General features: G+C 68.9%; 20 protein-coding genes. 3 read left to right on the plus strand and 17 right to left on the minus strand.

All coding sequences use genetic code 11. The annotated features are described in order from the left end of the window. From VGR06_RS07295 to VGR06_RS07310, 4 genes are all read right to left on the minus strand, one after another. Nucleotides 1-504, minus strand: a 504-nt coding sequence (locus VGR06_RS07295; RefSeq protein ID WP_327558196.1) for an alcohol dehydrogenase catalytic domain-containing protein, incomplete at its 3' end; no start/stop codon positions are given. A 412-nt stretch (nt 505-916) separates the two neighbouring features. Then, on the minus strand, nt 917-1,480 hold the full coding sequence (locus VGR06_RS07300; protein ID WP_327558197.1) for a DJ-1/PfpI family protein: 564 nt from the start codon (nt 1,478-1,480) through the stop codon (nt 917-919). 43 nt (nt 1,481-1,523) lie between these two features. Then, nucleotides 1,524-1,700 (minus strand): DUF397 domain-containing protein, encoded by a 177-nt coding sequence (locus tag VGR06_RS07305; protein WP_327558198.1) that lies wholly within the window; start codon nt 1,698-1,700, stop codon nt 1,524-1,526. After that, nucleotides 1,693-2,556, minus strand: a complete 864-nt coding sequence (locus VGR06_RS07310; protein WP_327558199.1) for a helix-turn-helix transcriptional regulator — start codon at nt 2,554-2,556, stop codon at nt 1,693-1,695. Before VGR06_RS07310 ends, VGR06_RS07305 begins: the two co-directional genes overlap by 8 nt. Nucleotides 2,557-2,837: 281 nt before the next feature. Here VGR06_RS07310 and VGR06_RS07315 point away from each other — a divergent pair, with 281 nt between their 5' ends. Continuing rightward, nucleotides 2,838-3,005: a hypothetical protein gene (locus VGR06_RS07315; protein WP_327558200.1), complete on the plus strand. Its 168-nt coding sequence runs from the start codon at nt 2,838-2,840 to the stop codon at nt 3,003-3,005. A 3-nt stretch (nt 3,006-3,008) separates the two neighbouring features. On the opposite strand, the gene VGR06_RS07320 is transcribed toward VGR06_RS07315, so the two are convergent. The 13 genes from VGR06_RS07320 to VGR06_RS07380 all read right to left on the minus strand — a co-directional run bounded on the left by VGR06_RS07320 (nt 3,009) and on the right by VGR06_RS07380 (nt 24,108). Further along, nucleotides 3,009-4,823: a ricin-type beta-trefoil lectin domain protein gene (locus tag VGR06_RS07320; protein WP_327558201.1), complete on the minus strand. Its 1,815-nt coding sequence runs from the start codon at nt 4,821-4,823 to the stop codon at nt 3,009-3,011. A gap of 518 nt (nt 4,824-5,341) precedes the next feature. Continuing rightward, nucleotides 5,342-6,967: an NPCBM/NEW2 domain-containing protein gene (locus tag VGR06_RS07325; RefSeq protein WP_327558202.1), complete on the minus strand. Its 1,626-nt coding sequence runs from the start codon at nt 6,965-6,967 to the stop codon at nt 5,342-5,344. A gap of 32 nt (nt 6,968-6,999) precedes the next feature. Continuing rightward, nucleotides 7,000-8,352, minus strand: a complete 1,353-nt coding sequence (locus tag VGR06_RS07330) for a PHB depolymerase family esterase (protein ID WP_327558203.1) — start codon at nt 8,350-8,352, stop codon at nt 7,000-7,002. Beyond that, complete coding sequence (locus VGR06_RS07335) at nt 8,349-9,854, minus strand: arabinofuranosidase catalytic domain-containing protein (protein ID WP_327558204.1); 1,506 nt, start codon at nt 9,852-9,854, stop codon at nt 8,349-8,351. The genes VGR06_RS07330 and VGR06_RS07335 overlap by 4 nt, the downstream gene beginning before the upstream one ends. A 17-nt stretch (nt 9,855-9,871) precedes the next feature. Then, entirely contained in the window at nt 9,872-11,143 is a 1,272-nt protein-coding gene (locus VGR06_RS07340; RefSeq protein WP_327558205.1) for a ricin-type beta-trefoil lectin domain protein, read from the minus strand. An 11-nt stretch (nt 11,144-11,154) separates the two neighbouring features. Next, nucleotides 11,155-12,540 carry an arabinofuranosidase catalytic domain-containing protein gene (locus VGR06_RS07345; protein WP_414637184.1) on the minus strand — a complete coding sequence of 462 codons (1,386 nt, stop codon included), beginning with the start codon at nt 12,538-12,540 and terminating at the stop codon, nt 11,155-11,157. Nucleotides 12,541-12,623: 83 nt separating this feature from the next. Then, entirely contained in the window at nt 12,624-15,035 is a 2,412-nt protein-coding gene (locus VGR06_RS07350) for a ricin-type beta-trefoil lectin domain protein (RefSeq protein ID WP_414637180.1), read from the minus strand. Between the two features lie 147 nt (nt 15,036-15,182). After that, entirely contained in the window at nt 15,183-16,886 is a 1,704-nt protein-coding gene (locus tag VGR06_RS07355; protein ID WP_327558206.1) for a ThuA domain-containing protein, read from the minus strand. A 13-nt stretch (nt 16,887-16,899) separates the two neighbouring features. Beyond that, entirely contained in the window at nt 16,900-18,882 is a 1,983-nt protein-coding gene (locus VGR06_RS07360; RefSeq protein ID WP_327558207.1) for an alpha-L-fucosidase, read from the minus strand. Nucleotides 18,883-19,184: 302 nt separating this feature from the next. Further along, nucleotides 19,185-20,210, minus strand: coding sequence for an ABC transporter permease (locus tag VGR06_RS07365; protein WP_327558208.1), 1,026 nt, complete (start codon nt 20,208-20,210; stop codon nt 19,185-19,187). After that, nucleotides 20,203-21,696: a sugar ABC transporter ATP-binding protein gene (locus tag VGR06_RS07370; protein ID WP_327558209.1), complete on the minus strand. Its 1,494-nt coding sequence runs from the start codon at nt 21,694-21,696 to the stop codon at nt 20,203-20,205. The genes VGR06_RS07365 and VGR06_RS07370 overlap by 8 nt, the downstream gene beginning before the upstream one ends. A gap of 13 nt (nt 21,697-21,709) precedes the next feature. Then, on the minus strand, nt 21,710-22,759 hold the full coding sequence (locus VGR06_RS07375; protein ID WP_327558210.1) for a sugar ABC transporter substrate-binding protein: 1,050 nt from the start codon (nt 22,757-22,759) through the stop codon (nt 21,710-21,712). Between the two features lie 41 nt (nt 22,760-22,800). Further along, nucleotides 22,801-24,108 (minus strand): enolase C-terminal domain-like protein, encoded by a 1,308-nt coding sequence (locus tag VGR06_RS07380; RefSeq protein WP_327558211.1) that lies wholly within the window; start codon nt 24,106-24,108, stop codon nt 22,801-22,803. A gap of 178 nt (nt 24,109-24,286) precedes the next feature. Between VGR06_RS07380 and VGR06_RS07385 the strand changes: the two genes are divergently transcribed. Together VGR06_RS07385 and VGR06_RS07390 are read left to right on the plus strand one after the other, a co-directional pair. Further along, nucleotides 24,287-25,015 (plus strand): FadR/GntR family transcriptional regulator, encoded by a 729-nt coding sequence (locus tag VGR06_RS07385; protein WP_327558212.1) that lies wholly within the window; start codon nt 24,287-24,289, stop codon nt 25,013-25,015. Between the two features lie 25 nt (nt 25,016-25,040). After that, on the plus strand, nt 25,041-26,261 hold the full coding sequence (locus VGR06_RS07390; protein ID WP_327558213.1) for an ROK family transcriptional regulator: 1,221 nt from the start codon (nt 25,041-25,043) through the stop codon (nt 26,259-26,261). Nucleotides 26,262-26,322 lie beyond the last annotated feature (61 nt).

Here is a 26,322-nt window from a genome sequence, read left to right on the forward strand (position 1 = left end):
CGGCACCCGCAGCAGCATGTGGTCGGCGTGCGGCACCCGCAGCAGATCACTCAGCACGCCGCCCCACCCGACGCTCGCCTGGCCCAGGCCGTACATCGAGATGGCGGTTCGCCGGTCGGTGCCGCAGGCCGCGGTCAGACCTCGACCACAGGACGCACACCGACCGCAGGAGATCTGAAACGGCACGACCACCACATCGCCCGGCGCGACCGATCCGACCGCCGCACCGGTCCGGACCACCTCGGCGACACACTCGTGCCCGAACGGAAATGGACCGGTGAACGGACGACGCCCGAGGTCGTGGAGCAACCGGCGGTCCAGCACACCGACACCGTGGCCGATCCGCATCGCAGTACCGAGGTCATGGCGCAGAAAAGCGTCGTCCAGATCGCACCGAGCTACCGCAAACGGCCGTACCAGCGCGTCGGAGTCCACCTCGAGCACCGGATCGCCCACCTCGCGCCACTCCAGGACCCGCTTGCGGACATACATCAGGGTGCGCACACCGGAGCCAACCACAGGGCTGGCCAGCGATCGAGCCCGAGTCTGGCACGGGCTGACACGCGAGGCAGCTGCCAGCGTGGCCTCATGTGCGGCCGTAACCGTTCAGGCATACCCAGGCGCGCGGACCAACCAGTCATGTGGAACGTGTTCTCATCTGATCCGCCCCCGCATGGTCCAGCGACTGGCAACAGCTGATGGTCTACGGCAACAGTGCCTGGACGCCTTCGGCGCCGGCACCGCGAACGGCACCAAGCTCGTCATCTGGACCTGCAACGGCGGAACCAACCAGAAGTGCAACTCCACTGACCCGCGCCTGGCCCACCCGCCCGGACAGGTACGCACGCCTGGTCCGGGCAAGGCGGGCACCGGTTCGCGCCTGGCGTGTCCCGCCCGCGTAGCCGTGCTCGACCGGTCAGGCCGGGACGGTCGCCTTCTCCAGCACCTGCAGGAAGGCGCGCGACCACTCGGGCAGGTCGGGCCAGCCGCGGCAGGACACCATCGCGCCGTCCACCACGTCGGGCCCGTCCACGAACGTCGCACCGGCATGCTCCATGTCGGCCTTCAACGGCGGGTAGGCGGCGGTGGTGCGGCCGCGCAGCAGACCTAGTGCGGCCGGCACCTGCGGGCCGTGGCATATCGTGCCGACCGGGAGGCCGCGGTCGAAGTGGTGCCGGACGATGCGGGCCACGTCGGGGTCCGTGCGGATGTATTCCGGCGCCCGGCCGCCCGGGATCACCAGCGCGTCGTAGTCTTCGGGGTGCACGTCGCGGAACGCCAGGTCCACGGGCAGTTGGTGGCCGGGCTTCTCGGTGTAGGCGTCCCAGCCGGGCTCGAAGTCGTGCACCACCAGCTTCACCGGTCGCGTGGTGGGCGCGGCCACGATCGCCTCGTGGCCGCCCTCGCGCAGCCGGAACACCGGGTACATCGAGTCGAGCTCCTCGGCGGCATCCCCGGTCAGGATCAGCACTCGCGCCATCTTCGCTCCCTTTCGTACTCCACTGTGGACAATCTGCGGGGCGTCAGTGGTCGAGGTGTCCGGCCCGCGCGGCCCGCACGAGCGCCCCCGTGTCACCGAGCAGGATCGGGCCGGCGGCGTTCTTGGAGTCGCGCACCGCATCGAGGGTGTCGCGCAGCTCCACACAGTTCTGGCTGTTCACGCTCTGGCGCGCCTTGCGCCAGAGGTGCTTGCTAGCCATGGTAGTTCTCCATTCGGTGGATCAGCTCGGCGATGAACGCGGCTGATTTTTCTGGCGGTAGGGACACACCCAGGATACGTTCGCTCGCGCTTCGATAGTCGGCCACGTCGTCGTCCTCGTGCAGGATCAGCACGGTCCGCCGGTTGCCCACGCACACGATCGACGCGAGGCTGGTCGGTGTGAGCGGTGTCTCGATGAGCGTGAACTCGCCTTCCAGGCCGGGATGCCAGCCGCGCCGGTCGGGGACGATGCGCAGCTCGACGTTGAGCCAGGCCGCCATCTCCAGTAGGTGCCGCAGTTGCTCGATCATGACCTGCCGGCCGCCGATCTCCTGGGTGAGCGCGGCCTGTCCGATCAGGGCCAACAGTTTCGCCGGATTGTGTTTGGTGAGTGCCTGCCGGCGGCCGATCCGGGTGGCGATCCGCGATGCGACCTCGCTGGCCGGGATATTTGCACCTGGGGCGGTCATCATCGCGCGGATGTAATCGCTCGTCTGCAAAACCCCCGGCACCAGCAGCGGGGAGAACTCGACGATCCGCCGGGCGTTCCGCTCCCAGTCCAGGAACGCGGTCATCTGCCGGCGCTGCTCGGGAAGGGTGGTCGCCAACCACAGCGGCTCGTTGGTGCCGTAGGCCAGCGTCATGATCTCGGCGAAGCGGTCGCCTTCGACGTCGAGCCTGGTGAGGATCTGGGCGACGTGTTCGGGTTTCGGCGTCCGCTCGCCGGTCTCCCAGCGGGAGAGCACCCCGATGTCGCGGTCGATCGCGGCGCCGAGCTGGCGCAGCAGTATCTGCTTCTCCTCGCGGGCCTGCCGCAGGGCCGCGCCGAGCGCTCGCGCCTTCGGGGTCCGAGCCATGTGCCTCTCCGTCATTTGCCGCCCGGTAACAGCACAGCGTCACCGAATTCTGATCCAATTCGCCACCCGTTGCGCCCCGGCAAGCCGTTGGTCCACAAATACCGGTCCGGCCGAAGCTTCCCAGGGGCAACGAAACCTCAACCTACCAGCCCGATACGAGAGGGAGACGGTCATGTCCGGCGACACGCCCACTTCAGACCGGCCGAAAAACGTATATCAAACTCTCCGAGCCGCGGCGAAGTTGGCTGACCCATTGCACCGACGCCTGGGGCGATCTCGGCGTGTACGTGATCGAGGTCGACAATGGCTCGATTGCAATTTATGCACCGGAGAGCTCGACGAGCTTCACGCTCGGGGCGAAGGGCGTCGCCGAGTTCCACACGGCTTTCGCCGCGGCCATCGAGGTCGCGGAGGCCGACCTGCGCGCCAGGGCCGCGGCGGCGTCATGACCCCTATTGGCGGCTCCATTGCTGGGTGGTGGCGGTGGTGCAGGTGGCCAGGACGATGGCGGTGCCGTTGGTGGTGGCGTTGTTGGTCGGGGCGAGGCAGAGGCGGGATTCCTGGCCGGTGATGGTTCCGTTGGAGTTGAGGGTCCACTTCTGGTTGGTGCCGCCGCCGCAGTCCCAGATGCCGACGGGCGATCCGGGTGCGGTGGCGTGGTTGAGGGCGTCGAGGCACTTGCCGCCGAACACGCGCAGCTCGCTGGCCGCGGTGGTGGTCCACTGCTGGTTGGTGGCGCCGTGGCAGTCCCAGATGATCACTCGGGTGCCGTTGGTCTGGTTGACGCCGTTGACGTCGAGGCAGCGGCTGGCGGCGACGTTGCGCAGCGGGCCGGTGGTGCCGCCACCATCCCCGCCGAGCCGGAGCACGGTCACCGAGTACGGCGGGACGGTGATCGAGTTGGCCGAGGACTGGGTGAACGTGCTGATGGACGTCGCCCCTCTTTGCCACTGCGCGGCGCTCACGCTCGAGCCGAGGGTGAACCCGGTGTAGGACAGCGACACCGTGGTCGAGTTGGCGATGTCCTTGTTGACCAGCACCACGTTCAGACCGCCCGCCGCGGTGCGGACCGCGTGCGCGGCCAGCAGCGAGGTGGAGGAGGCCTGGACCAGGGTGTCGCCCGGGGCTCCGGCGCGGCCGACCATGGACAGCCCGAAATAGGGCGGGAATGGGGTGTTGAGCGCGGGTTCGCCGGTGCCGGCCGAGGACAGGATGCCCTCGTCGTGGAAGTCGGGCGTGCCGTCCTCATTGGTCCCGGGCCCGCTGCTGGTGCCGTTGTGGGTGTTCCACCAGTCGGTGTTGATCGCGCCGTTCTCGAACCAGGTCAGCACGCTGTCGGTGGCGAACAGGGCCGCGGTGGCGCTGTCGAGCTGGAAGCTGGGGTTCAGCTCGGTGACCGTGATGCCGATGCTGGGCGCCCGGCTGCCGGCGTAGCGGTTGATCAGCGTGCGCAGCGCGCCGACCATCGTCGGGATCTGCGCCACCTTGGTCAGGCTGTCCGCGGCCGAGCTCGCGCCCGGATACCAGTGCACGATCACGAAATCGGCCTGGCCCTGGACGATCGACAGCACCGTGTTGTTCCAGTCGGCGCTGTCGCCGGGGCCGACGATGCCGTCCGGCCAGCTGCCCGGGGTGGTCAGCACCACGCCGACCCGGATGGACGGGTCGACCGCCTTCATCGCCGAGATGTACTGCACGGCGTTGGTGGCGTAGCCGCGCGGGCCCTTGTCGGTGTGGTTGTCGGCCTCCCACTGGGCGCCGTAGTGCCCGTTGCCGTACACCTCGTTGCCGATCTCCCACATCCGCGCCCCGTACCCGCGGGTGATGTTGGCCGAGCGCACCCAGTCGGCGGCCTCCTGCGCGGTGCCGGTGCCGTAGTTGGCGATCACCACCGGTTGCGCCCCGACCGTCCGAACGGTACTCATGTACTGGTCGAACGTGGTGTTGGGCGCGACGAACCCGCCGTCGGCGGTATGGGTCTGCCAGTGGTAGATGTCGCCGTAGGAGCCACCCGGGTAGCGGATCGCGCGGAATCCCGCGTCCCGCAGCAGGCCCGGGACCGCGGCCTGGTTCATGTTCCCGTCGTACACCGCGGAGTTGATGCCGTGCCCGCCGGCCGGGATCACCGCCCGGCTCACCGTGGCGTTGACGGTCACCGACGCCGACGTGGCCGCGGCCGCCGGCGACACCGGAATGCCGGCGGCGGCGACCACCGCGGCGGCCAGAACCAGAACGTGACGACGATGCCTATGGAATGTGTGATGCATGGAACTTCCTCGGTCCATAATCGGGGGGGTCAGCTAATCGACTTTCGAGTCGAATTCGAATCGAAGCGCTTCGATTTCGAATCGACAATGACGACTAGGCTTACTCGGAAATCGTACTCGATTTCCTTTCGCTCGTCTCGTTCGTGAGTCTTGGGGCGCATGGCTCGCCGGGGTGGTCGGGTGGGGATCGGCGGGCGGCGGGTGGGTGGGTGGGTGGGTGGGTGGGGTGCAGGCTGTAAAGAAAGCTTGGGAGGAGAGCGGGTCGGGGCTTGGGTCGGCCGGGCGCCGATGCCGGGGGTTGGGGGTTGGGGTCCGTTTGCTATCGGGGAACCGGGGTCAAGATCGTCGTTTTGGGGCGTTGACGCTCAAATATGGGCGTGAACGCCCCAAAACAGCGATCATGAACCCACTTGTCACCCAACCTGACGGAGCAGAACGTGACGTTGCTTTCCCCGGTGTGGGGAAGCAACGTCACGTTCACTCCCTGCGGGAAAGCAACGTCACGTTGCTTTCCCCGCTCAGGTGCAGGTGAGCTGGGCGTTGGCCCAGTCGGCGTGGTCGAAGTTGATGTTGTCGCCGCCGTTGCCGACCTGCAGGCGCAGCACGTTGCGGCCGGTGACGTTGACCGAGAGGTGTTGCGCCGCTTGGCCTCCGCGTAGCACCGCGGTGGTGGTCAGGGTGGCGCCGTCGCCGAGGACGGAGAAGGTGACGCTGCCGTTGGTGCCGACTTCGGCGTCCACGCCGACGTCGGCGGTGAACGTCGAGCACCGCCCGCCGAGGTTCACGTCGACCGTGCTGGCCGCGTGCGCGCCGATGCCCTTGCCGAAAGTGGTACCGGCGATCGTCAACGTGCGCCCGTCGCCAGCCGCCTGCTCGCCGTTGGACCGGTCCCGCTCGGCCGGACCCCAGCCGTTGGTGGAGGCCTGCCAGGTCATGTCGCTGACGAACGTCGACCCGCCCTGAGTGCCCGGCGTGACCCGGAAAACGACGGTGCCGTGCGCCGGGACCGACGCGCTGATCGTGCCGGTGGTCGTGGTCGTCGCCTTGGACCACAGGTCGAACAGCCGGTAGGAGGATGAACTGGGTAGGCCGGCCTCGCTGGGGTTGGTGGTGATCGTGGCCGTGGAGGCGTTCTCGTTGAACAGCGCCACCGCGAAGTCCCCATTGGACAGTGGCCGGGTCAGTACGTGCAGCCCACCGGACGAGCGCGCCTCGCGGGCCTGCACACCGCGGGTGTCCTGGTCGACGGCGATCACGTCGCGGTTGCCCAGAATATTGAGCGTGGCGGTGCTGGCGTTGCGCAGGTCGGTGCCGATGATCAGCGGCGCGGCCATCATCGACCAGAGGGTGAAGTGGCTGCGGTACTCGGTGTCGGTCATGTGGCCGTTGCCGATCTCCAGCATGTCCGGGTCGTTCCAGTGACCCGGGCCGGCGAACCCGCTAAGAACCACGTTCGCCTTGTAGATCGACAGCATCGAGCCGAACGAGTCGTTGATGTCACCTGTGGTGCGCCACAGGTGGCCGATCGGCGTTCCCCAGGTCCAGACCTTCGGCGTGGAGCTGCCCCACTCGGTGATGCTGTAGACCATCGGCCGGCCGGTCGTGGCGATCGCGTCGTGCATCCGCTGATACCGGGTCTGTGCGTCGACACCCTGGTTGTTGCAGTTGTCGTATTTCAGATAGTCGATACCCCACGACGCCCACAGGTTCGCGTCCTGCTGCTCGCGGTTGAGGCTGGCCGGGAATCCCGCACACGTCGCCGTGCCCGCACTGGAGTAGATCCCCAGCTTCAACCCCTTCGAATGCACGTAGTCGGCGACCGCCCGGATGCCGTTGGGGAACTTCGCCGGATCCGGCACCAGGTTCCCGGCACCGTCCCGGTTCCGGGTCATCCAGCAGTCGTCGATGTTGACGTACTGGTAACCGGCCGCCTGCAGCCCGGCGGACACGAACTTGTCCGCCGTCGCCCGGACGAGCGCGTCGGTCACGTTGCAGCCGAAGGCATTCCACTGGTTCCAGCCCATCGGCGGCGTGCGGGCCAGCCCGTTGTCCCAGGCGTGCGCGGGCTGCGGTGCGGTGAGGATGGTGGTGACGGCGCTCGCCACCAGCGCGGCGGTGGCGAGCAGCGAGGTTGTTCGTCGCATGATGTTCACTCCAAGCTGTCGACGACGTGGATTCAACCGAGCTGCCATTGCTGGTTGCCGGCGCCGGTGCAGCTCCACAGTTGGACTTTGGCACCGTTGGCGGTCGAAGCGGCGGAGACGTCCAGGCACAATCCGGATTGGACGCCGGTGATCGTGCCGTTGGCGTTGACGTTCCACTGCTGGTTGGTCTGGCCGGTGCAGGTCCAGATGATCACTGGCGTGCCGTTGGCGGTGCCATGGCCGGAAGCGTCCAGGCACCGGAGGTTGCCGCCGCTGTAGACGGTCAGCGTGCCGGCGGCGGTGCGGGTCCAGACCTGGTTGGTCCCGCCGTGGCAGTCCCAGATCTGCAGCTGGGTCCCGGTGGCCGTGGTGGCGCCGGGGACGTCCAGGCACCTGCCGGCGCCGACCGCGCGCACCTCACCAGCGGGCGGTGGCGGCGGGGAAGTGCCGTCCAGGCCGAAGAAGGAGATGGCCATGGCGGCCATGCCCGGCATCGGCAGGGTGTGGCCCACGTTCTGCAGGCTGACGCCCTCGACCTGAGCCTGCGTACCGGTGCCGCCGTAGCGGGTCCGGGTCCAGCCGGACTGCGGGCTGTCGGTGAACGAGGGGGTTTGGCTCAACCCGGCCACGTTCGTCCACTGCTTGATCTCCTCCCCGAAGTTCGGGAAGCGCAAGGTAGTGTCCGCGGCGCCGTGCCACAGCTGCATCCGCGGCCGTGGGCCGGTGTAGCCGGGGTCCATGCCGCGCGCCGCATCACCCCACTGCTGCGCCGTCTTGATGATGTTGCCGCCCGCGCAGTCGGAGTTCCACTCGTTCGGCGGTGTGGTGGCGAAACACGTCGCCGGGACACCGCTGAACGCCGCGCCCGCCTTGAACACGTCCGGGTAGTCGCCGAGCAGGACATTGGTCATCATCGCGCCCGACGACGCGCCGGAGACGTATACCCGGCTCGGGTCGCCGTTCCGGTTCGCCACCGTCCAGTCGACCATCGCCTTGATGCCGACCGGATCGCTGCCGCCGTCCCGGTGCAGGGCCTGCTGGGTGTAGACGTCGAAGCACTTGCTGCTCCGGGTCACCGTCGGGTAGATCACGATGAAGCCGAACCGGTCGGCCAGCCGGGCAAACTCGGTGCCACTGAAGAACACCGGGCCCGAGCCGCCGCAGTAATGCACCGCCACCAGGATCGCCGGCCGTGCCGGGTGGTTGTCCGGCACGTAGATGTGCATCAGCAGGTTGCTCGGGTTGTTGCCGAAATTCGTGATCTGCACCAGTGACGCGGCCGAGGCCGGCGCGGCCAGCCGCACGAGCATGGCGGCGAGCAGGAGGGCGGTTCCCAGACAGCTCAGGATCGCCCTCCCTGCCCGCACGAACTGATCCTTGATCATCCGAGGGTCCATTGCTGGTTGCTGCCGCCGTTGCAGGCCCAGAGCTCGACCCTCGTGCCGTTGGCGGTGGCGGCGCCGGTCACGTCCAGGCACAGTCCGGATTGGACGCCGGTGATCGTGCCGTTGGCGTTGAAATTCCATTGCTGGTTGTTCTGGCCGTTGCAGGCCCAGATGATCACCGGTGTGCCATTGGTGGTGCCGCGGCCGGAGGCGTCCAGGCACAGCGTCTGGCCGCCGACGGTGACCGTGAGCTGGTTGGACGAGGTGCGGGTCCAGGCCTGGTTGGCCTGGCCGTTGCAGTCAAAGATCTGCTGCTGGGTGCCCTGCGTGGTGGTCGAGTTCGGGTCGTCGAGGCACTTGCCCGCACCCACTGCGTGCAGCGCGCCGCTGGTGCCGCCGGTGACGTTGGCGTAGCCGGCCGCGACGATGTTGGCCTGCACCGCGTTCTCCGTGGCGTCGGAGGGGAAGCCCGACGTCATCACGCCCTCGTAGAAGGTGCCGGCGGAGCCGTTGCTGTTGTCGCCGCCGATGCCGAGGATGATCGCCCCCTCCAGGCGCAGGGGTGTGTACCCGCTGGTGGTGGGTAGCGGTCCGTTGTAGCTGGTCTTGAGGCCGCCGGAGTTCGCGTCGGCATCCTTGATGGCATAGCTCGTCGCGTTGTTCTTGATCATTCCGGTGACGAACGTGCCGTTGCGGCCGGTGTTGTTCAGGTTGGTTCCGTTGGCACCGGCAAAGAGGCCGTTCTCCAGGTCGGCCATCACCCACGGGCCGGAGCCCACACACTGGCCTGGGACGACGAACCCGAACCAGCACAACGTGCCGAAGTAGACGGCGGCCATGCGGCCGTTCCCGTTGTCCCGGGAGTTGGTCTCGGCGTTGCCGTAATCGAAGCAGCAGCCACTGTTGAAGTGCCTGCCGTTGGCGACCATGTACACGCCCTGCGACGCGCTGCCGGTGGCGATGCCATTGGTGGCGTTGTTCCGGTAGCCGGTGCCCGGCGCGACGAAGACCCCGTACGCCTTCTGGCCGCCGACCATGACCGGTGCCGCGGTCGCGTTCGCCAGGTTGTCGAATCCGCCCGGAGCCGGGCCTTGGAACCCGCCGGGGGGCGCCTGGGTGAGGTGGTTTCCCCGGCCGGACTGGTCGTAGATGATCGTGATCAGGCAGGTCGTGCCGGCACAGAACGAATCCTGCGCGGCGGCGTTGGCGACCCCGCCGGCGCTGAGCGCGTTGATGTCCAGGGTCTGGTTGTTCGACGCGCGCCTGACCTGGTACAGCCGGCCGCTGTAGCCCTGGAACAACGCCCGGGTCGTACTGTGCGCGGCCACACAGGGCGTACCGCCGGACGCATAGATGTCACAAGGCGCCGGACCGGCGGCCTGCGACGGAGCGGCGAACGTCACCGTCGCGAGCGTGGAGCCGGCGACGAGCGCCGCGGCGAGCAGCGCGGTACGCGCCCGGCGCGGGACCCGTGGCCGGACAGGGGTGTCCTGATTGTCCATGTCTCCTCCTCGGATGGTCAGCGCACGGACCACTGCTGGTTGGCTTGGCCGTTGCAGGCCCAGAGCTGGATCCTGGTGCCGTTGGTGGTGCCCTGGCCGGAGGCGTCCAGGCACAACCCGGACTGGACGCCGGTTATCGTGCCGTTCCCGTTGACATTCCACTGTTGGTTGGTCTGCCCGTTGCAGTCCCAGATGATGACGGCGGTGCCGTTTGCGGTGCCCCGGCCGGAGGCATCGAGGCACTTGGTTCCGTACACCGTGAGTTGCCTGCCGGGGGTGGAGGTCCACCGCTGGCCGGAGGCGCCGGCGCAGTCCTGGAGTTGGGTCTGGGTGCCGTTGGATGTGCTGTTGCCGGGGACGGTCAGGCATCGGCCCGACCCGGCACCCACGATCGTCTGGCCGGCCGGTGGCGGGGACCCGCCCGGCGGCACGTACGGGCACTTGCTGCGGTACTGGGAGATACCGGTCGAGTCGGCCAGGGTCGGGCACAGGAGCTGCGGGTAGCGGGTGTCGCTGTCGACGAACGTCTTCAGCCAGGGGATCACGAGGCGCATCTCGTGGGCGTTGGGATGGGTGAAATACAGGTGGTCGGCGCCGGCGATCTGGACGAACGCGCTCTGGGTCGCGGCCGGCATGGTGGCGTAGAGGGCGTCGAGGGAGGACGGCGTGACCACGGTGTCGTTCTGCCCGGCGATGATCATTGTCGGTACCCGGTCGGTGGACAGGTTCTGCGATGGGGAGAACGGTGCGAGTGGGACGGCGGCCTTGAGTGACGGGCGACGTTCGACCGCGTTGATGGCGCCTCCGCCGCCCATCGAGTGGCCGATCACGGCCAGCCGGTTGGGGTCGACCCGGTCGCGCACCGGGCTCTGCCGGGTCAGGTAGTCCAGCGCGGCGAGCAGTTGGGTGCCGCGGTTGACGTCGTTGTCGGTGCGGCTGTTGGTCTCGACGCCGATCACGACGAAGCCGAAGGAGGCCAGCCAGGGGCCCATCCACGCCTCCTCGTTGGCGAAGAGCGCGGTGAAGCCGGGCACGATCGCCACCGCGCCCCAGGTGCCGAGGCTGGTGTCCGTCGGGTAGTAGATGAACCCGCCGTTGAATCCGTTGCCGGGCGGCACGGTCAGCTGCGCGGTGGCGAAGCCGCCGTTCGTGGACGCCACGTAGGCCGGCGTCGGATCCGGACCGCGCTGGAACGGGTTGTCCGCGGCCGACGCCGGCGGGATCACGAGCATCGCCAGGATCAGTCCGAGGGCGGCCGCGGCCGCCGGGAGCCTGATTTTCCTTCGCATCGCGGAATCCTCTATCCGAGAGTCCATTGCTGGTTGCTGGCGCCGGTGCAGGTCCAGAGTTGGACCTTGGTGCCGTTGGCGGTGCCGAGACCGGCAACGTCCAGGCACAGTCCTGATTGGACGCCGGTGATGGTGCCGTTGGCGTTGACGGTCCACTGCTGGTTGACCTGGCCGTTGCAGGCCCAGATGATGGCCGGGGTGCCGTTGGTTCGGCCCTGACCTGAAGCGTCCAGGCAGCGGAGGTTGCCGCCGCTGTAGACGGTCAGGGCGCCGGAGGTCGTGCGGGTCCAGGTCTGGTTGGTGCCGCCGTGGCAGTCCCAGATCTGCACCTGGGTCCCCTGCGCCGTGGTGGAACCGGGGACGTCGAGGCACCTGCCGGCGCCGACCGCACGGAGTGCACCGGTGGTGCCGGAGCCGCCACCGCTGCCGTACCCGGCGGCGATGATGTTGGCCTGCACGGCGTTCTCGGTCGCGTCGGACGGGAAGCCCGACACCATGGCGCCCTCATAGAAGGTTCCGGCGCTGAGGTTGGCACCGCCGCCCGGTTTGCAGCAGTCGCCGCCGCTGCCCAGGATGATGGCGCCCTGCTTGCGCATGGGGCTGTATCCAGGCGGTAGGGAGCCGTCCCAGAGCGTGAACAGGTTGCCGGACTGCGCGTTGCTGCCCTTCATCGCGAACCGGGACGTGCCGTTGTTCTTCAGCGTGGCGGTGACGAACCGGCTGGGGAATGCGCGCTGGTTCTGGTTCCAGGTCTGGCTTCCGCCGGAGTAGAGCCCGAACTCGAGATCGCCTTGGACCCACGGGCCGGTTCCGGTGCACCCGCCGAACCAGCACTGGGTGCTGAAGTTGATCGAGTCCATCGCGCCGGGTCCGTCGGCGGTTCTGGTCGTCTCGCTGTTGCCATAGTCGAAGCAGCAGCCGCCGTTGACGTGCGTGCCGCTGGTCACCATGTACATGCCCTCGGGCGCGCTGCCGGTGGGGATGCCCGACAGGTGGCCGTCGCGCCAGTAGCTGTTGCTGGGATTGATGAACAGCGAGTAGGCCTTGCTGCCGCCGATCGTCAGCGACTCCGACGTCGCGGTCGCGGGGCGGCTCTGGCTCGAGCCGGGAACCACGCTCGATCCCTGGTACCACAGGTCGTTGCCGTGGCCGGACTGGTCGTAGAGCACCGTGATCACGCACGAGGTGCCGGCGCAGAACGAATCCTGCGCCGCGGCGTTCGCGGTGCCGCCGGCGGCCAGCACCCCGATGTCGCGGGTGGTGTTGTCCGACGAGCGCCGGACCTGGTAGAGGTTTCCGCCGTACGAGCCGAACAGCGCGCGTACCGTGCTGTGCGCGGCCACGCAGGGTGTGCCGCCGGAGGCGTAGATGTCGCACGGCCCGGTACCGGCGGCCATGGCCGCCGGTGCGGTGGACAGCACCGCACCGGCAAGGGTGGCCACGGCGACCGGCGCGAGCCGGCGAAGCCGGGTTCGCAGGGTCAACTCAGACTCCATTGTTGGTTGCTGCCGCCATTGCAGGTCCACAGTTGGACCTTCGTGCCGTTGGCGGTGCCCTGACCGTTGACGTCCAGGCACAGTCCGGATTGGACACCGGTGACGGTGCCGTTGGCGTTGAACTGCCACTGCTGGCTGGCGCCGCCGGTGCAGGTCGAGATCACCACCTGGGTGCCGGGACCGGTTCCGCCGTTCAGGGCGTCGAGGCACCGGAGATTTGCTCCACTGTAGACATTCAGCTGCCTCGAGGTGGTGCGGGTGTAGACCTGGTTCGAACCGCCGTTGCAGTCCCAGATCTGCAACTGAGTGCCCACGGTGGTGGTGGCGGCGTTGACGTCCAGGCACCTGCCCGAGCCGATCGCGTGCACCAGGCCGGTGTTGCCGTTGCTCTGACCCGGGGTGATGGACAGGTTGTCGAACTGCGCCGTCTGGCCCACGCTCGTGCCGTAGCCGACCTGCCCGTTGCCGTAGGTGAAGTCGTTGGCCGTGCCGACCGTGGAGCCGTCGATCCGGGCGGTGATCGTGCCGCTGGCGAAACCGAGGGACAGGTTGTGCCAGCGTCCCGTGCCGAGCGCGGCGACGGTGCCGCTGGCCAGCGTGGTGGTCGCGCCGGCGTTCTGCCGCAGGATCGACCAGGCCCCGCCGTCGCTCACCCGCAGCCGGTAGGCGTTCAGCCCGGCGGGTCCACCCACGTTGCCCTGGGCGGTGGCGCGGCCGATGAGGTTGACCGTGCCACTCTGCTCCAGCAGCACATCGGAGGACACCGTGTAGTTGGTCCAGCTCAGATCACCCAGCAGGGCATAGGGATCCGACAGACCGTTCCACAAGATGGGGTTCTGCGGCGCCATCTGCCGCACGCACTGCCCGGTGTGCCCGCCGCCGCAGCCGACCACCTCGAACGCGCCCTGCATGTCCATCAGGTACTTCGCCTCGGTGCCGGCCGCGTCGCCGTCGAAGGAATCGGCGTAGGGCAGGGCGAAACTCCGCCGGGCAGGGCTGGTCGCGGTGCCCTTGCCCGCTCCCGTGGTGGTCGAGATGCTGTAGACGAATCCCGGTTGGACGGTCACCGAGTAGCTGCCGCCACTCGGCGTGATATCGGCGGTGTGCGCGAAGAAGTCGGCCGGGTTGTTGGACCGCAGGTTCGTAGCCCACACGTGTACCTGGCCGGTGGACAGCCCGCCGGTGACGCTGAAACGCAGCGTCTGGGCGGAACCGGCGTCCATCGTTTCGACGATCGTGGAGTAGTCGGTGTTGTTCGGGGACTTCAGCGAAACGAAGCTGCCCTGGGTGCGGCTGCCGTTGAGGTAACCGCTGGAGGCGTCCAGGTACCGCCAGCCGGGCGCGGTGAACTGCGTGGTGTGCGCCATGGTCCAGGTGTTCTTGCCGACCGAGTAGAACCCCGACCACGGCTCCGGGGCTAGCGTGACGCCCATGGTGGGGAACGGGATGTTCGGCGTGACCGCGGCGATGATGGGCCAGTTGATGTAGGCGGTCATCTTGCCGTCGATGTAATCCCGGTTGATGCCCCGGGCCAGCGCCACCGCGCCGTCGTTGAAGTCGTCGGATCCGTTCTCGTTCGCCCACAGGATCTTCCCGGAGGCGAGTGCGTTGTTGCTACTTGGACAATTGGTCTGCGCGCTGCGATAACCGCAGACGTAATGGACACCCAGAATTTGCACGGCATTGCCGAACGCCGGGTCGCGGACCGCGTCATCGGCGACGCTCCAGTTGTTGATATCGTCCGAGGCGGCGATCTTGATGCTGCTGAAGCCGTGCGAGTTCAGCGCCGCGCGGTAGTTCTCGAACCAGGTGAGGTCGCGGCCCTTCTCGTTGCGGCCACCCAAATAGTCGATCGTCAGGCCGTGCTGGGCCGCGCAACCCAGCCACGCCAGGACATAGTTGATCGAGTCGGTGGTGAACCAGCTGCCGTTGCCGATCCACCCGGGCGCGCCCCAGGCCAGGCCGTACAGCTTCACGTTGGGATTGCGCGCCTTCGCCTGCTCAGCCAGCCACCACTCGTAGCCGCGATTGCAGTTCAGGTCTGATCGGGAGTGCTGATGGCTGGGCTCGGCCCCACTGGTCGAGTTGGTGTCGCCACCGATCTCCAGCTTGAGGATCTGCACCGCCGCCCCGAAGCCGGGCTTGAACAGGTAGTCCAGGATCTGCGTCCGCTGCGGCTCCGGATAGTCGATCAGCAGCCGGGAGTTGCCGCCACCGCCGCTGATCGCCCCCACCCCGTCGAACGTCCGGCCACCGCTGGCGCCGTTGATCGTGATCGAGGCGTCGGCCTGGGCGGGAGCGCTGACCGTGACCAGCGCGCCCGCGGCGAGCACGAGGCCCATGCACAGTGCCGCGACCCGGCGCAGCCGCCGAACACCGATGTGCGGACGTTTCATCAGTGACTCCTCCGGGTTGCAGGGTGCGGGCGGCAGCCGGGCGTGTCCCGCCTTCCGGTAGCCATGTCCCGCCTTCCGGTAGCCATGTTCCGGCTTCCGGTAGCCATGTTCCGGCTCTGCGTAGCCATGTCCCGCCTTCCAGGAGACTTACGGGAGGGTCCAGCGCTGGTTGGTGGCGCCGTGGCAGTCCCAGATGATCAACTGGGTGCCGTTGGCGGAGCTGCCTCCGTTGGCGTCCAGGCATCTGCCCGACTGCGCGTTGACCAGCGAGCTGTTCGCGCCCGGGGTCCACCGCTGACCGTTACCGCCGTTGCAGCTCCACAACTGCACCGGGCTGCCGTTCGTGGTCGCGTTGACGGTCATGCACTTGCCCAGCGAGCGGATCGTCCCGTCCGAGCCGACCGTCCACTGCTGGTTGGACTGGCCGTTGCAGGTCCACAGCTGGATCTTCGTGCCGTCCGTGCTGGACATGCCGCTGACGTCGACGCACTTGCCGCCGACACCGGTGATCGGCCCGACCCGCGGGGTGGTGCCGCCCAGCTCCTTGATCCGGATGTTGCGGAAGGACACGTCATCGCCGGTGCCGTGGTTCTGGATGCCGATGAAACCGTCGGTCAGCGACCGGGCGGGGTCGCTGTTGGTGAAGTCGTTGATCTTGACGCCGTTCAGGAACACCTGCAGGTTCTCCCCCTGCACCAGCAGCTCGAAGGTGTTCCACGCGCCCGGCGGGTTGAGCGCGGCGTCCCGGGCGGCCTGGTCGGCCGCCTTCACCCCGTAGATCGCCCCGGTGGTCTTGTCGACGGTGTCGGTGGCGTCGATCTGCACCTCGTAGCCCTGGGCGAGGGCCTGGTTCGGGTCGCCGGTGCTGCCGGCCGGGAACCCGACGACCACGCCGGAGTTGTCGTCGCCGGGCATCATCCAGTCCAGCTTGAGCGAGTAGGCGTGGAACTCCCTGGCGCTGTGCCAGAGCATCCCGAGCCCGCCGGTCGAGGTCAGCGTGGCGTCGGTGTTGGTGAAGCTGCCGGGCCCGGACTGGGCCCAGCCGGTGGTGGATCCGTTGTAGAGCGTGGTGTAGCCGGTCTCCGGGCGGCAGTCCGCCTTGGCGCGTCCGGCCGCGTACCGGATACCGCCGAGAATCAGCGCGCGGAACGCCGGCTCACCATACGTGGCCTGGTTGTGGCCGTTGCCGGTGTAGAACGACCGGCCGCCCTGGAAGCTCTGGCACCAGGTGAACGGGTGGTCGGCACCCATGGCACCGCCGGAGTAGCTCGACTCGTCCAGTGTGGACAGAACGCGGACGTTGGCCCGCGGGTTGGTCTGGAAGTTGTACCACTCGTCGGTGCGCGTCCAGGTCTGCCCGAGCCCGGAGGTTCCCGGGAACGCCCGGTTCTCGATCCGCTGGGTGGCCTGCTGGATGGCCGGGTGCGAGACGAAGAAGGAGCCCACCAGCTGGCCGTAGAACGGCCAGTCGTGCTCGGTGTCCGACGCGGAGTGGATGCCGACGTACCCGCCGCCGGCACGGATGTAGTTCTCCAGCGCGGTCTGCTGGGTCGGGTCGAGGACATCCCCGGTGGTGTTGAGGAACACCACCGCCTGGAACCGGGCCAGGTTGGTGGGGTTGAACTGGGTACTGTCCTCGGTCGTGGTCACCGTGAAGTTGTTGGCCGCGCCCAGATCCCGGACCATCTGGATCCCCTGCGGGATCGAGTCGTGGCGGAAACCGGTGGTCTTGGAGAACACCAGCACTGAATAGGGTGCGTCCGCGGCGCTGGCCGGCGGGCTGGCACTGCCCACCAGGGTCACCACGGTTGCCGCCATGACGCCGAGCACGAAGCGAATTCGTTGTCGCATCACAGGGTTCCTCTCAGACGGCCACGATGGTGTAGTGGTTGTTGGGGCTGCCGTTGGGCGCCCACATGGTCGTGTCGGAGCCGACGGTGGTGTTGCCGGCGCTGTCCAGGGCGGTTCCGGTACCCCGGTTGATGATCTGGAAGTGCCCGCCGCCGACGTCGTTGAGCCGCCACTGCTGGTTGTTCCCGCCGTTCCACGGCGCCTGCAGGCAGATGGCGCCGTTGGCGGCGTTGCCGAAGCTGTCGGCGACCATGCCGTTGGTGCGGTTGACGATCCGGAACCAGCCGCCGCCCAGCGGCACCAGCTGCCACTGCAGGTTCGTGCTGCCGTCCCAGGTCCACTGCTTGAGCCGGGAACCCGAGCCGACACTGCCGCCGCTGTCGATCACCAACCCGGTGGCGTCGTTGACGATCCGCGCCCAACTCGTCGGAATCGGCGCCACGCCCAGGGTGGGAATCTGTCCGGAGAAGACCAGCTTCACCACATAGGCGTTCGCCGCGAACGGCGGACTCGACGCGGGCATCGCGACGTGCAGGCCGGACCCGTCCTGGGTGCGGTTCGGCAGGTTCGTGACCTGCCCGGCGTTGGGGCCGAGCAGCTGCACCGAGGTCAGGGTGCTCAGGTTGATCCGGGTCGAGCTGAGCGTGCCGATGTTCAGGGTGCCGCCCGGCCAACCCAGCACGGTGGCGTACAGCACCGTGTTGTCCTTGCTGCGGGTGAACCGGATGTCCTGACCGGTGCCCTCCCGCGGGTTCTGGAACGACCCGCCGCCCATCTGTGTGGGGCCTTCCCCGAAGGCCGCCCACGCGCGGGTGGCGTAGATCGACTCACCGAACCGCCGCAGGTAGTCACCCAACCCGAGCAGGATCTGGCGCTGCGCGTTCGGAATGGTGCCGTCGGCCATCGGCGCGATGTTGAGCAACATGTTGCCGTTCTTGCTCACCCGGTCGATCAGCGCGTGCAGGATCGCCTTCGTCGAGAACACGCTCATGCCGTTGACGAAGCCCCAGGTGGACGGGGAGACGCTGTCATCGGTCAACCAGTAGGGAGTCTGGATGCCGGCCGGCCCGCCGCGCTCGAAGTCGAAGACCTCGCCCCGGTTGTTGAACCCGTCCTTATAGGTCGCCACGAAGTCCTTGTTCAAGGCGACGGCCTTGTTGTAGTAGTAGGCAAGGAAGTTCAGCCGCTGCGTCTCGCTGATCGGCGCGAGGTCGAAGTCCTGCCAGACGATGTCCGGCTGGTAACCGTCGATGACCTCCCTGAGCTTGTTGAACCACAACTGCTCCTGCGACGCCCGGTCCAGCTGCCCGTACAGCTTGCGCAGGCTCGGATCGGACTGGGCCGGCACGTGGTCGTAATAGCCGAGGAAGTTGAACGCATGGTGCATCGCCGCCAGCAGCTTCAGTCCCTTGCCCCGGATCGCGTCGGCGTGCAACCGCAACAGATCCAGTCGCGGCCCGCGGGCCACCGAGTTCCACTCGTTGACGGTGCTGTTCCACATCGAGAACCCGTCATGATGCTCGGCCACCGGACCGGCGAACTTCGCCCCCGCGTCGGCGAACAGCTGCGCCCACTCGTTCGGATCCCAGTTCCCCCCGGCCGACCGCAAACGCGGCGCGAACTGCACGAAATTGCCCGCCCGGTCCCGCGCGCCGTTGATGAAGTTGTGATACGGGAACGCCGACAGATCGCCGAACGTGGAGATGTGATGCTGGTTCTCCGCGGACCCGCTGATCCACATGTTGCGCGGGTACCACTCACTGCCGAACGCCGGTACGCTCCACGCTCCCCAGTGGTAGTAGATACCGAACTTCGCGTCCTGGAACCACTCCGGGGCGGGCGGATGCTGGTCGACCGACGCCCACGTCGGGTCGTAATGGCTCGGACCGGCGGTGGCCCACGCGAACCCGGCCCGCAACACGCCGGTCGCCGCCGCCGCTCCGGCAACCCCGGCCGTGGCCAGCAAATTGCGACGGGTAAATCTCGAGGAAGGCATTGCAGGGACCTTTCCTGAAGCAGCGCTGCTTCCCGGGACCGTTCTCCAACATTGTTCGAAATTTCGAACAATGTTTGACAGGCCGGATGTCTCTCACGGTAGTTACGCCGACCGCACCGGTCAACCTCCGGGCGCCCAAATTCCAATTGAACCTTATTTGTTTATTTGATCACCAGAATTACGCCACCGGTAAAAGGCCGCGAGGAATCGAGCCGAGCGGCATCTGACGGATGCCGCCGGCATTCAGATGGTCAGTTGTTCAACGCCCGGACATGGACTCCTTTGTCCTGTTCGTGTCGGTCCTACTCCTGGTTTCGCCCGCTGGTGATCCGGGACAGCACGAGGGCGACGAGGATGATCGCGCCGTTGAGCGCGCCGATCCACTGCGCGGGTACGCCGGCGAGGGTGAGCACGTTCTGGATGAGGTAGAGCAGCAGGATGCCGGTGAACGCGCCGAAAACGGTGCCGCGACCGCCGCTCAGGCTGACCCCACCGATCACGGCGGCGGCGAACACGGTGAAGATGGCGCCGTTGCCCTGGGCGGCGGCCACCGACGCGAGCCGGCCGGACAGCAGCAGCCCGCCGACCGCGGCCAGCAGGCTCGCCGCGACCAGCGCGCCGATCAGGACGCGGTCGGTGCGGATGCCGGCGGCCTTGGCGGCGTCGACGTTACCGCCGACGGCGTAGAGCGAGCGGCCGGCGCTGGTGAAGCCGAGCACGACGATGCCGGTGGCGAACAGCGCGAGGCAGATCCAGATGGACGCCGGCACGCCGAACCAGGTGGTGCTGCCGAGGTACATCATGGACTCCGGCAGGTGGAAGAACGTCTGGCCGCCGCTGATCCCGGTGAGCAGCCCGCGCAGCACGATCAGCATGCCGAGCGTGACGATGAACCCGTTGAGTCCGAACCGGACGATCAGCACGGCGTTGATCGCGCCGATCGCGACGCCGACCGCCAGCGTCACCGGAACGGCCCAGCCACCGGGCAGCAGGCCGAGCCCCTGTCCGCCGGTGACGGTGAGATAGGCGGCGATGCCGGGCGCGAGGCCGAAGGTGGACTCCAGTGAGAGGTCCATCTTGCCCGCCACCAGCACGATGGTCTGGCCGAGCACGAGCAGCGCGATCTCGGACATCGTCTGCAGGACGTTGATCAGGTTGTCGTAGTGCAGGAACACCGGGTTGACGAGCTGACCGATCACGCAGATCGCCACGATGGCGGGGATGAGCGCGAGGTCGCGGAGCTTCGCGAGCGCGATCGTGCCGCCGGCCGGCCGGGTCGAACGCGGCGGGGCCACCGGCGGGCGCGCCAGCTCGGTGGTCTCAGACATCCACTACTCCTTCCATGGCGGCCACGAGGTCGTTGTCGGCCCAGCCGCGGGCGAACCGGGCGACGATCCGGCCCTGGAACAGGACCAGCACGCGGTCGCAGGCGCGCAGGTCGTCGAGCTCGTCGGAAGCGATCACCACGCCGGTGCCCCGGCCGGCGACGTCGGCGATCTTGCCGAGGAGGAACTCCTTGGACCGCACGTCGATGCCGGCGGTCGGCGTGATCAGCACCAGCAGCCGTGGGTCGCTGGCCAGGGCCCGCGCCATGACGACCTTCTGCTGGTTCCCGCCGGACAGGCCGGCGACCGGCAGGCCCGGGCCGGGTGCCTTGATCGCCAGGTTGTCGATCATCGTGCGGGTGATGCCGTCGCGCCGGGCACGCTTGAGGAAGCCGGCCGGGCCGAGCCGGCGCGGGATGGTCAGCGTGGCGTTGTCCGCCACCGACATGCCGCCGACCAGGCCCTGGCGGTGCCGGTCCTGCGGGACGAAGCCGACCCCGGCGGCCAGCGCGGCGGGCACGTCGCCGGGCCGCAGCGGCCGGCCGGCGACCGAGACCGTGCCGGTGTCCGGACGGCGCAGGCCGACGAGGGTCTCGGCCAGCTCGGCCTTGCCGCTGCCGCCCGCGCCCGCGAGACCCACGATCTCCCCGGCGCCGACCTCGAGATCGACACCGGCGTAGCGGTCCACAGCGGACAGTCCGGTGACGGTGAGCACCGGCTCGCCGGTGGCGGCGCCGGCATGGCTCATGGCCTCGCCGGGGCGGGCCTCACCGGTCATCGCGGTGACGAGGTCCGCGCGGGACAGACCGGCCACCGGCGCGGTCAGGACGTGCCGCGCGTCCCGGTACACCGTGACGGTGTCGCAGATCTCGTAGATCTCCGGCAGGTGATGGCTGATGTACAGGAACGTCACCCCCTGCTCCCGCAGGCCGCGCATCCGGTCGAACAGCCGGTTGATGGCCGCCGCGTCGAGCTGCGCGGTCGGTTCGTCGAGGATGATGAACCGGGCGCCGAACGACAGTGCCCGCGCGATCTCCACGAACTGCCGGTCCTCGACGCCCAGCTCCCGGGCCGGCAGCCGGGGATCCACGTCGACGGACCAGCCGGCCAGCAGCCGCGCGGCCTCCCGGCGCAGCTTCGGCCAGCTGATCAGCCCCGCTGAGCGCTGGTACCGGTTGAGGAACAGGTTCTCCGCCACGGTCAGCTCACCGATCACCGTGGAGCGCTGGTACACGCAGGCGACCCGGCGCCGCCAACCGTCCCGATCGGACAGTCGCGGCGCCGGCGCACCGCCGAAGAGCACGGTTCCCCGGTCCGGCGCCTGCAGCCCGGTGAGAATCGAGACGAGCGTGGACTTGCCGGCGCCGTTGCGGCCCACCAGGGCGTGCGCCTCGCCGGGCCGGACGCTGATGCCGGCGTCGTCGAGCGCGACGGTGGAGCCGAACCGCTTGCCGACCCCGACCGCCTCGACCACCGGCTGGCCCGTCATCCTGCGCACCTCGTCAGCCGCGGCGGAGGTTGTTGCCCCACAACGACTTGTCGTCGTACTTCACGCTCGCCACGTCGCCGAAGGTGGCGCCGTCGCGGGTGACCAGCGGGGCGGAGAGCTGGTCCTCGAGCACGCCGGGCCGCACCGCGACGATCGTGCTGTCGTGGTCGGTCTTCCCCGGCGAGTACTTCTTGCCGCCGAGGGCGTCCTTCAGGTACTGCAGCGCCCACTTGGCGTACAGATCGGCGGGCTGGGAGACGGTGGCGTCGATGTTGCCCTCGGAGATGTTCTTCAGCTCCTCGGGAATTCCGTCGTTGGACACGACGAACACGTGCTTCGGGTCACCCGGCGGGACCAGCAGGCCGCGCTGGCGCAGCAGCTGCAGCGTGCCGGCCAGCGCGAAGCTGGACTCCATGTAGACGCCCCGGATGTCCGGGTTCGCGGTCAGGTCGGTCTGCAGCTTCTGAGAGGCGGTCGCGGCGTCCCAGTTGGCGGCCTCGCCGAAGACCCTGATGCTCGGGAAGTTGGCCTTCATGCACTCGTTGAACGCCTCGGTGCGGTCCCGGCCGTTGATGGAGGCGAGGTCACCCTGCAGCATGACCACCTTGCCGGCGCCGTTCAGCTTGGTGCCGAGGAACTTGCACGCCTTCTCGCCGTAGGCCCGGTTGTCCGCGCGCACCACCATGTACACGTCGCCCGAGTCCGGGCGGGTGTCCACGCTGACCACCGGGATCTTCTTGCCGGCCAGCTGTTCCAGCGCCGGCGCGATGGCCGCGGTGTCCTGCGGCGCCATCACCACGCCCTTGACGCCCTGGCTGATCAGCGTCTGCACGTTCGAGGTCAGGGTGGCCACGTCGTTCTGGGAGTTGGTGGTCTTCAGGTCCAGGCCCAGCTCACCGCCGTAGCGCGGCACGTAGCTGATGTAGGAGTTCCAGAAGTCCGTGTCCGACCGGGGATAGTCGACCCCCACGAGGTTTCCGCCGGACCCGCTCGTGGTGCTGCTGCAGGCGGCCAGCGCTGCCGACAGCGCGAGCAGGCCCGCGCTGATCCTGCCCACTCTCATCCCGCCACACTCCTTTGTGTTCCAGCGTTTTTCTCAGGTGCTCAGCCGGCCGCCGCCACGGTCCACTCGAGACCGTCCGGGAAGGCGAACCGGGCCACCGACTCCGGGCGCATGCGGGCGCCCAGTCCCGGCTCGGTGGGGGCCAGGTAGTGCCCGGCCCGGATCCGGACCGGGTCGACGAAGTGCTCGTGCAGGTGGTCGATGTACTCGATCACCCGGTCCTCGGTGGTGCCGCTGACCGCGACGTAGTCGAACATCGCCAGGTGCTGCACCATCTCGCACAGCCCGACGCCACCGGCGTGCGGGCACACCGGCACGCCGAACTTGGCCGCCAGCAACAGGATCGCCACGTTCTCGGTGACCCCGGCGACCCGGCTCGCGTCGAGCTGGAGCACGTCGACGGCGCCGGCCTGCAGCAACTGCTTGAACATCACCAGGTTGTGGACGTGCTCGCCGGTCGCGACCCTGATCGGCGCGACCGCCCTGCGGATCGCGGCGTGCCCGAGCACGTCGTCCGGTGAGGTCGGTTCCTCGATCCAGTACGGGTCGTACGGCGCGAGCCGGCGCAGCCACTCGATGGCCTGCTCGACGCCCCAGGCCTGGTTGGCGTCCACCGCGATCCGCACGTCCGGTCCGAGCGCCGCCCGGGCAAGCCGCAGCCGGCGCTCGTCGGCGGCCGGGTCCACGCCGACCTTGAGCTTGATCTGCCCGAAGCCGTCGGCGACCGCCTCCTTCGCCAGGCGCACCAACTTGTCGTCGGTGTAGCCGAGCCAGCCGGGGGTCGTGGTGTAGGCCGGGTAGCCGTCCTCGAGGAGCTTCGCCCGCCGCTGCGCGCGGCCGGGCTCGGCGGCCCGCAGGATGGCCAGCGCCTGGCCGGGGGTGAGCGCGTCGGCGATGTACCGGAAGTCCACAAGGGACACCAACTCCTCCGGTGAGAGGTCGGCGAGCAGCTGCCACACCGGCTTGCCCGCCCGGCGGGCCCGCAGGTCCCACACGGCGTTGACCACGGCCGCGGCCGCCATGTGGATCACGCCCTTCTCCGGGCCCAGCCACCGCAGCTGGCTGTCCCGGGTGAGCCGGGCGGAGAAGGCGCCGAGGTCGGCGAGCACCTCCGCGACCGGCAGGCCGACCACCAGCGGCGCGAGCGAGCGCACCGCCGCGACCGTGATCTCGTTGCCCCGCCCCACGGTGAACGCCAGGCCGAAGCCTTCCTGCCCGCTGCTCGTGCGCACGGTGACGTAGGTGGCCGAGTAGTCCGGCTCCGGGTTCAGCGCGTCCGACCCGTCCAGCTCCCGGGAGGTCGGGAAGCGCACGTCGACCGCGTCCACGGCGGCGATCAGCTCTGTCACGGGTTGGCCCACCTCAGCTCACCAGGACCCACAAACAACATATGTATGTATAGAGGACATGTGTGGAATCGTCCAGATCAAGGCACTTGAGTGCCGCTGTGGCCACGACTTCAGACCAAACATATGATCACATGGCCGAAATCGATTTCAGACATCATATGTCTGGTAGGGTAGGCGAGTGTCGCTCACCGACGAGGCGATCGCCCGCATCCGGGCGCTGATCCAGTCCGGGACGCTGCCCCCCGGCGCGAAACTCCCGCCCGAGCAGCAACTCGCCGCCGAGCTGGGCATCTCCCGCAGCCCGATGCGCGAGGCGGTGAAGGCCCTGGCCGTTGCCCGGGTCCTCGACGTGCGCCGCGGCGACGGCACCTACGTCACCAGCCTCGCCCCCGCCGTGCTGCTCGAAGGTCTCGGCCTGGCCGTGGAACTCATGCACGGCAACACCTTGCTCGAGCTCACCGAGGTGCGCCGGCTGTTCGAGCCGGTCGCCACCGGGCTCGCCGCCACCCGGGTCACCCCCGACCAGCTGGCCGAGATCAAGGGCCACCTCGACGCCATGCGCGCCGTGCGCGAGGACGTCGAGCTGCTCAACAAACACGACGCCGCGTTCCACCACGCGGTCGTCGCGGCCACCGGCAACGAGGCGCTCACCACGCTCATCGACGGCATCTCCAGTGGCACACTGCGCGCCCGCGTGTGGCGCGGGATGGTCGAGGCCAACGCCGCCGACCAGACCCTCGCCGAACACGCGGCGATCTACGCCGCCCTGGGCGAGGGTGACGCCAACCTCGCCCAGGCCGCGGCCCTCGTGCACATCAGCACGACCGAGCGGTGGCTGCGCCGGGTGCACGGCGCGGGCCAGACCACCGACACTCCTGACGAGGACGCGATGCATTCATCGCCTTGATCGCCGGTGTGTCAAGCTCACCGGTGTGCGTGCGCTGGAACCGCGGCCGGCCCGGCAGGACAGCCTGCGCGAACGCAACCTCGCGCTCGTGCTGAAGCAGATCGCCGACGCGCCGGAGCCGGTGTCCCGGGCCGAGGTGGCCGCGACGACCGGGTTGACCAAGGCGACGGTGTCCGCGCTGGTCGACACGCTGGTCAGTAGCGGCCTGGTCGGCGAGCTGGAGCCCCGGCTGGCCAAGCCGACCGGGCGGCCGGCGACCGGCCTGGTGATCGACGGCACCCGGATCGGCGGCCTCGGCGTCGAGCTCAACGCCGGTTACCTGGCCGCCTGCGTCGTGGATCTCGCCGGTGCGGTCCGGCACCGGGAGGTGGTCCGGGACGACCAGCGCGGCCAGGACCCCGAGCGCACCTCCGCGGTGCTGGCCGCCCTGGCAGCCCACGCCATCGCGGTCGTCGCGGCGGACGGGCTGGTCACCGCCGGCGTCGCGGTGGCCGTGCCCGGGCTGGTCGACTGGCCGGCCGGGGTGCTGCGGTTCGCCCCCGACCTCGGCTGGCGCGACGTCGACATCCTCGGCCTGCTGTCCCGCACGGCCGAACTGTCCCGCGTTCCGGTCACGGTCGACAGCGAGGCCAACTTCGCCGCGCTGGGCGAATTGCACAGCGTTGCGGCGGCGCCGGGCGACTTCCTGTACGTCCGCGGGGGGACCGAGGTCCGGGCCGGGATCGTCGTCGGCCGGGAGCTGTTCCACGGCATGCGCGGCTGGAGCGGCGAGATCGGGCACGTGACCGTCGACCCGGACGGCCCCGCCTGCCGGTGCGGCGCCTGGGGGTGCCTGGAGCGCTTCGCCGGGCTGGAGGCCATCGTGCGCGCCAGCGGCCTCCCGGTCGCCGCGACGGACCCGGCCGTAGTCGACCGGATCGCCGAGGCCGCCTCGGCCGGCGACGCCCGGACGGATCAGGCGCTGCGCACGGCCGGCCGGGCGCTCGGCATCGCCGGTGCCGGCGCGATCAACCTCCTGGACCTCCCGGAGATCGTGCTGGGCGGAAGCTACGCACCGCTGGCCGCCTGGACCGCACCGGAGCTGCAGCGCGAGGTCGACCGCCGGGTCCTGTCCGCGGCCTGGTCGCCAGTGACCGTCCGACCCGGAACAGCCGGAACCGACGCCGCGGTTCTGGGCGCGGCCGGCTCCGTCACGCGCGCGATCATGCGCGATCCCGCCGACTGGTTGCGGCGGGAAGTGCGATGAAGGGGGCCTTCAGGGCGTTGAACGTCCCGAAGGTCACCTTCATGGCACTCCACTTATCCAC

The sequence above is a fragment of the Actinophytocola sp. genome (assembly GCF_036002505.1).
Lineage (GTDB): Bacteria > Actinomycetota > Actinomycetes > Mycobacteriales > Pseudonocardiaceae > DASYTH01.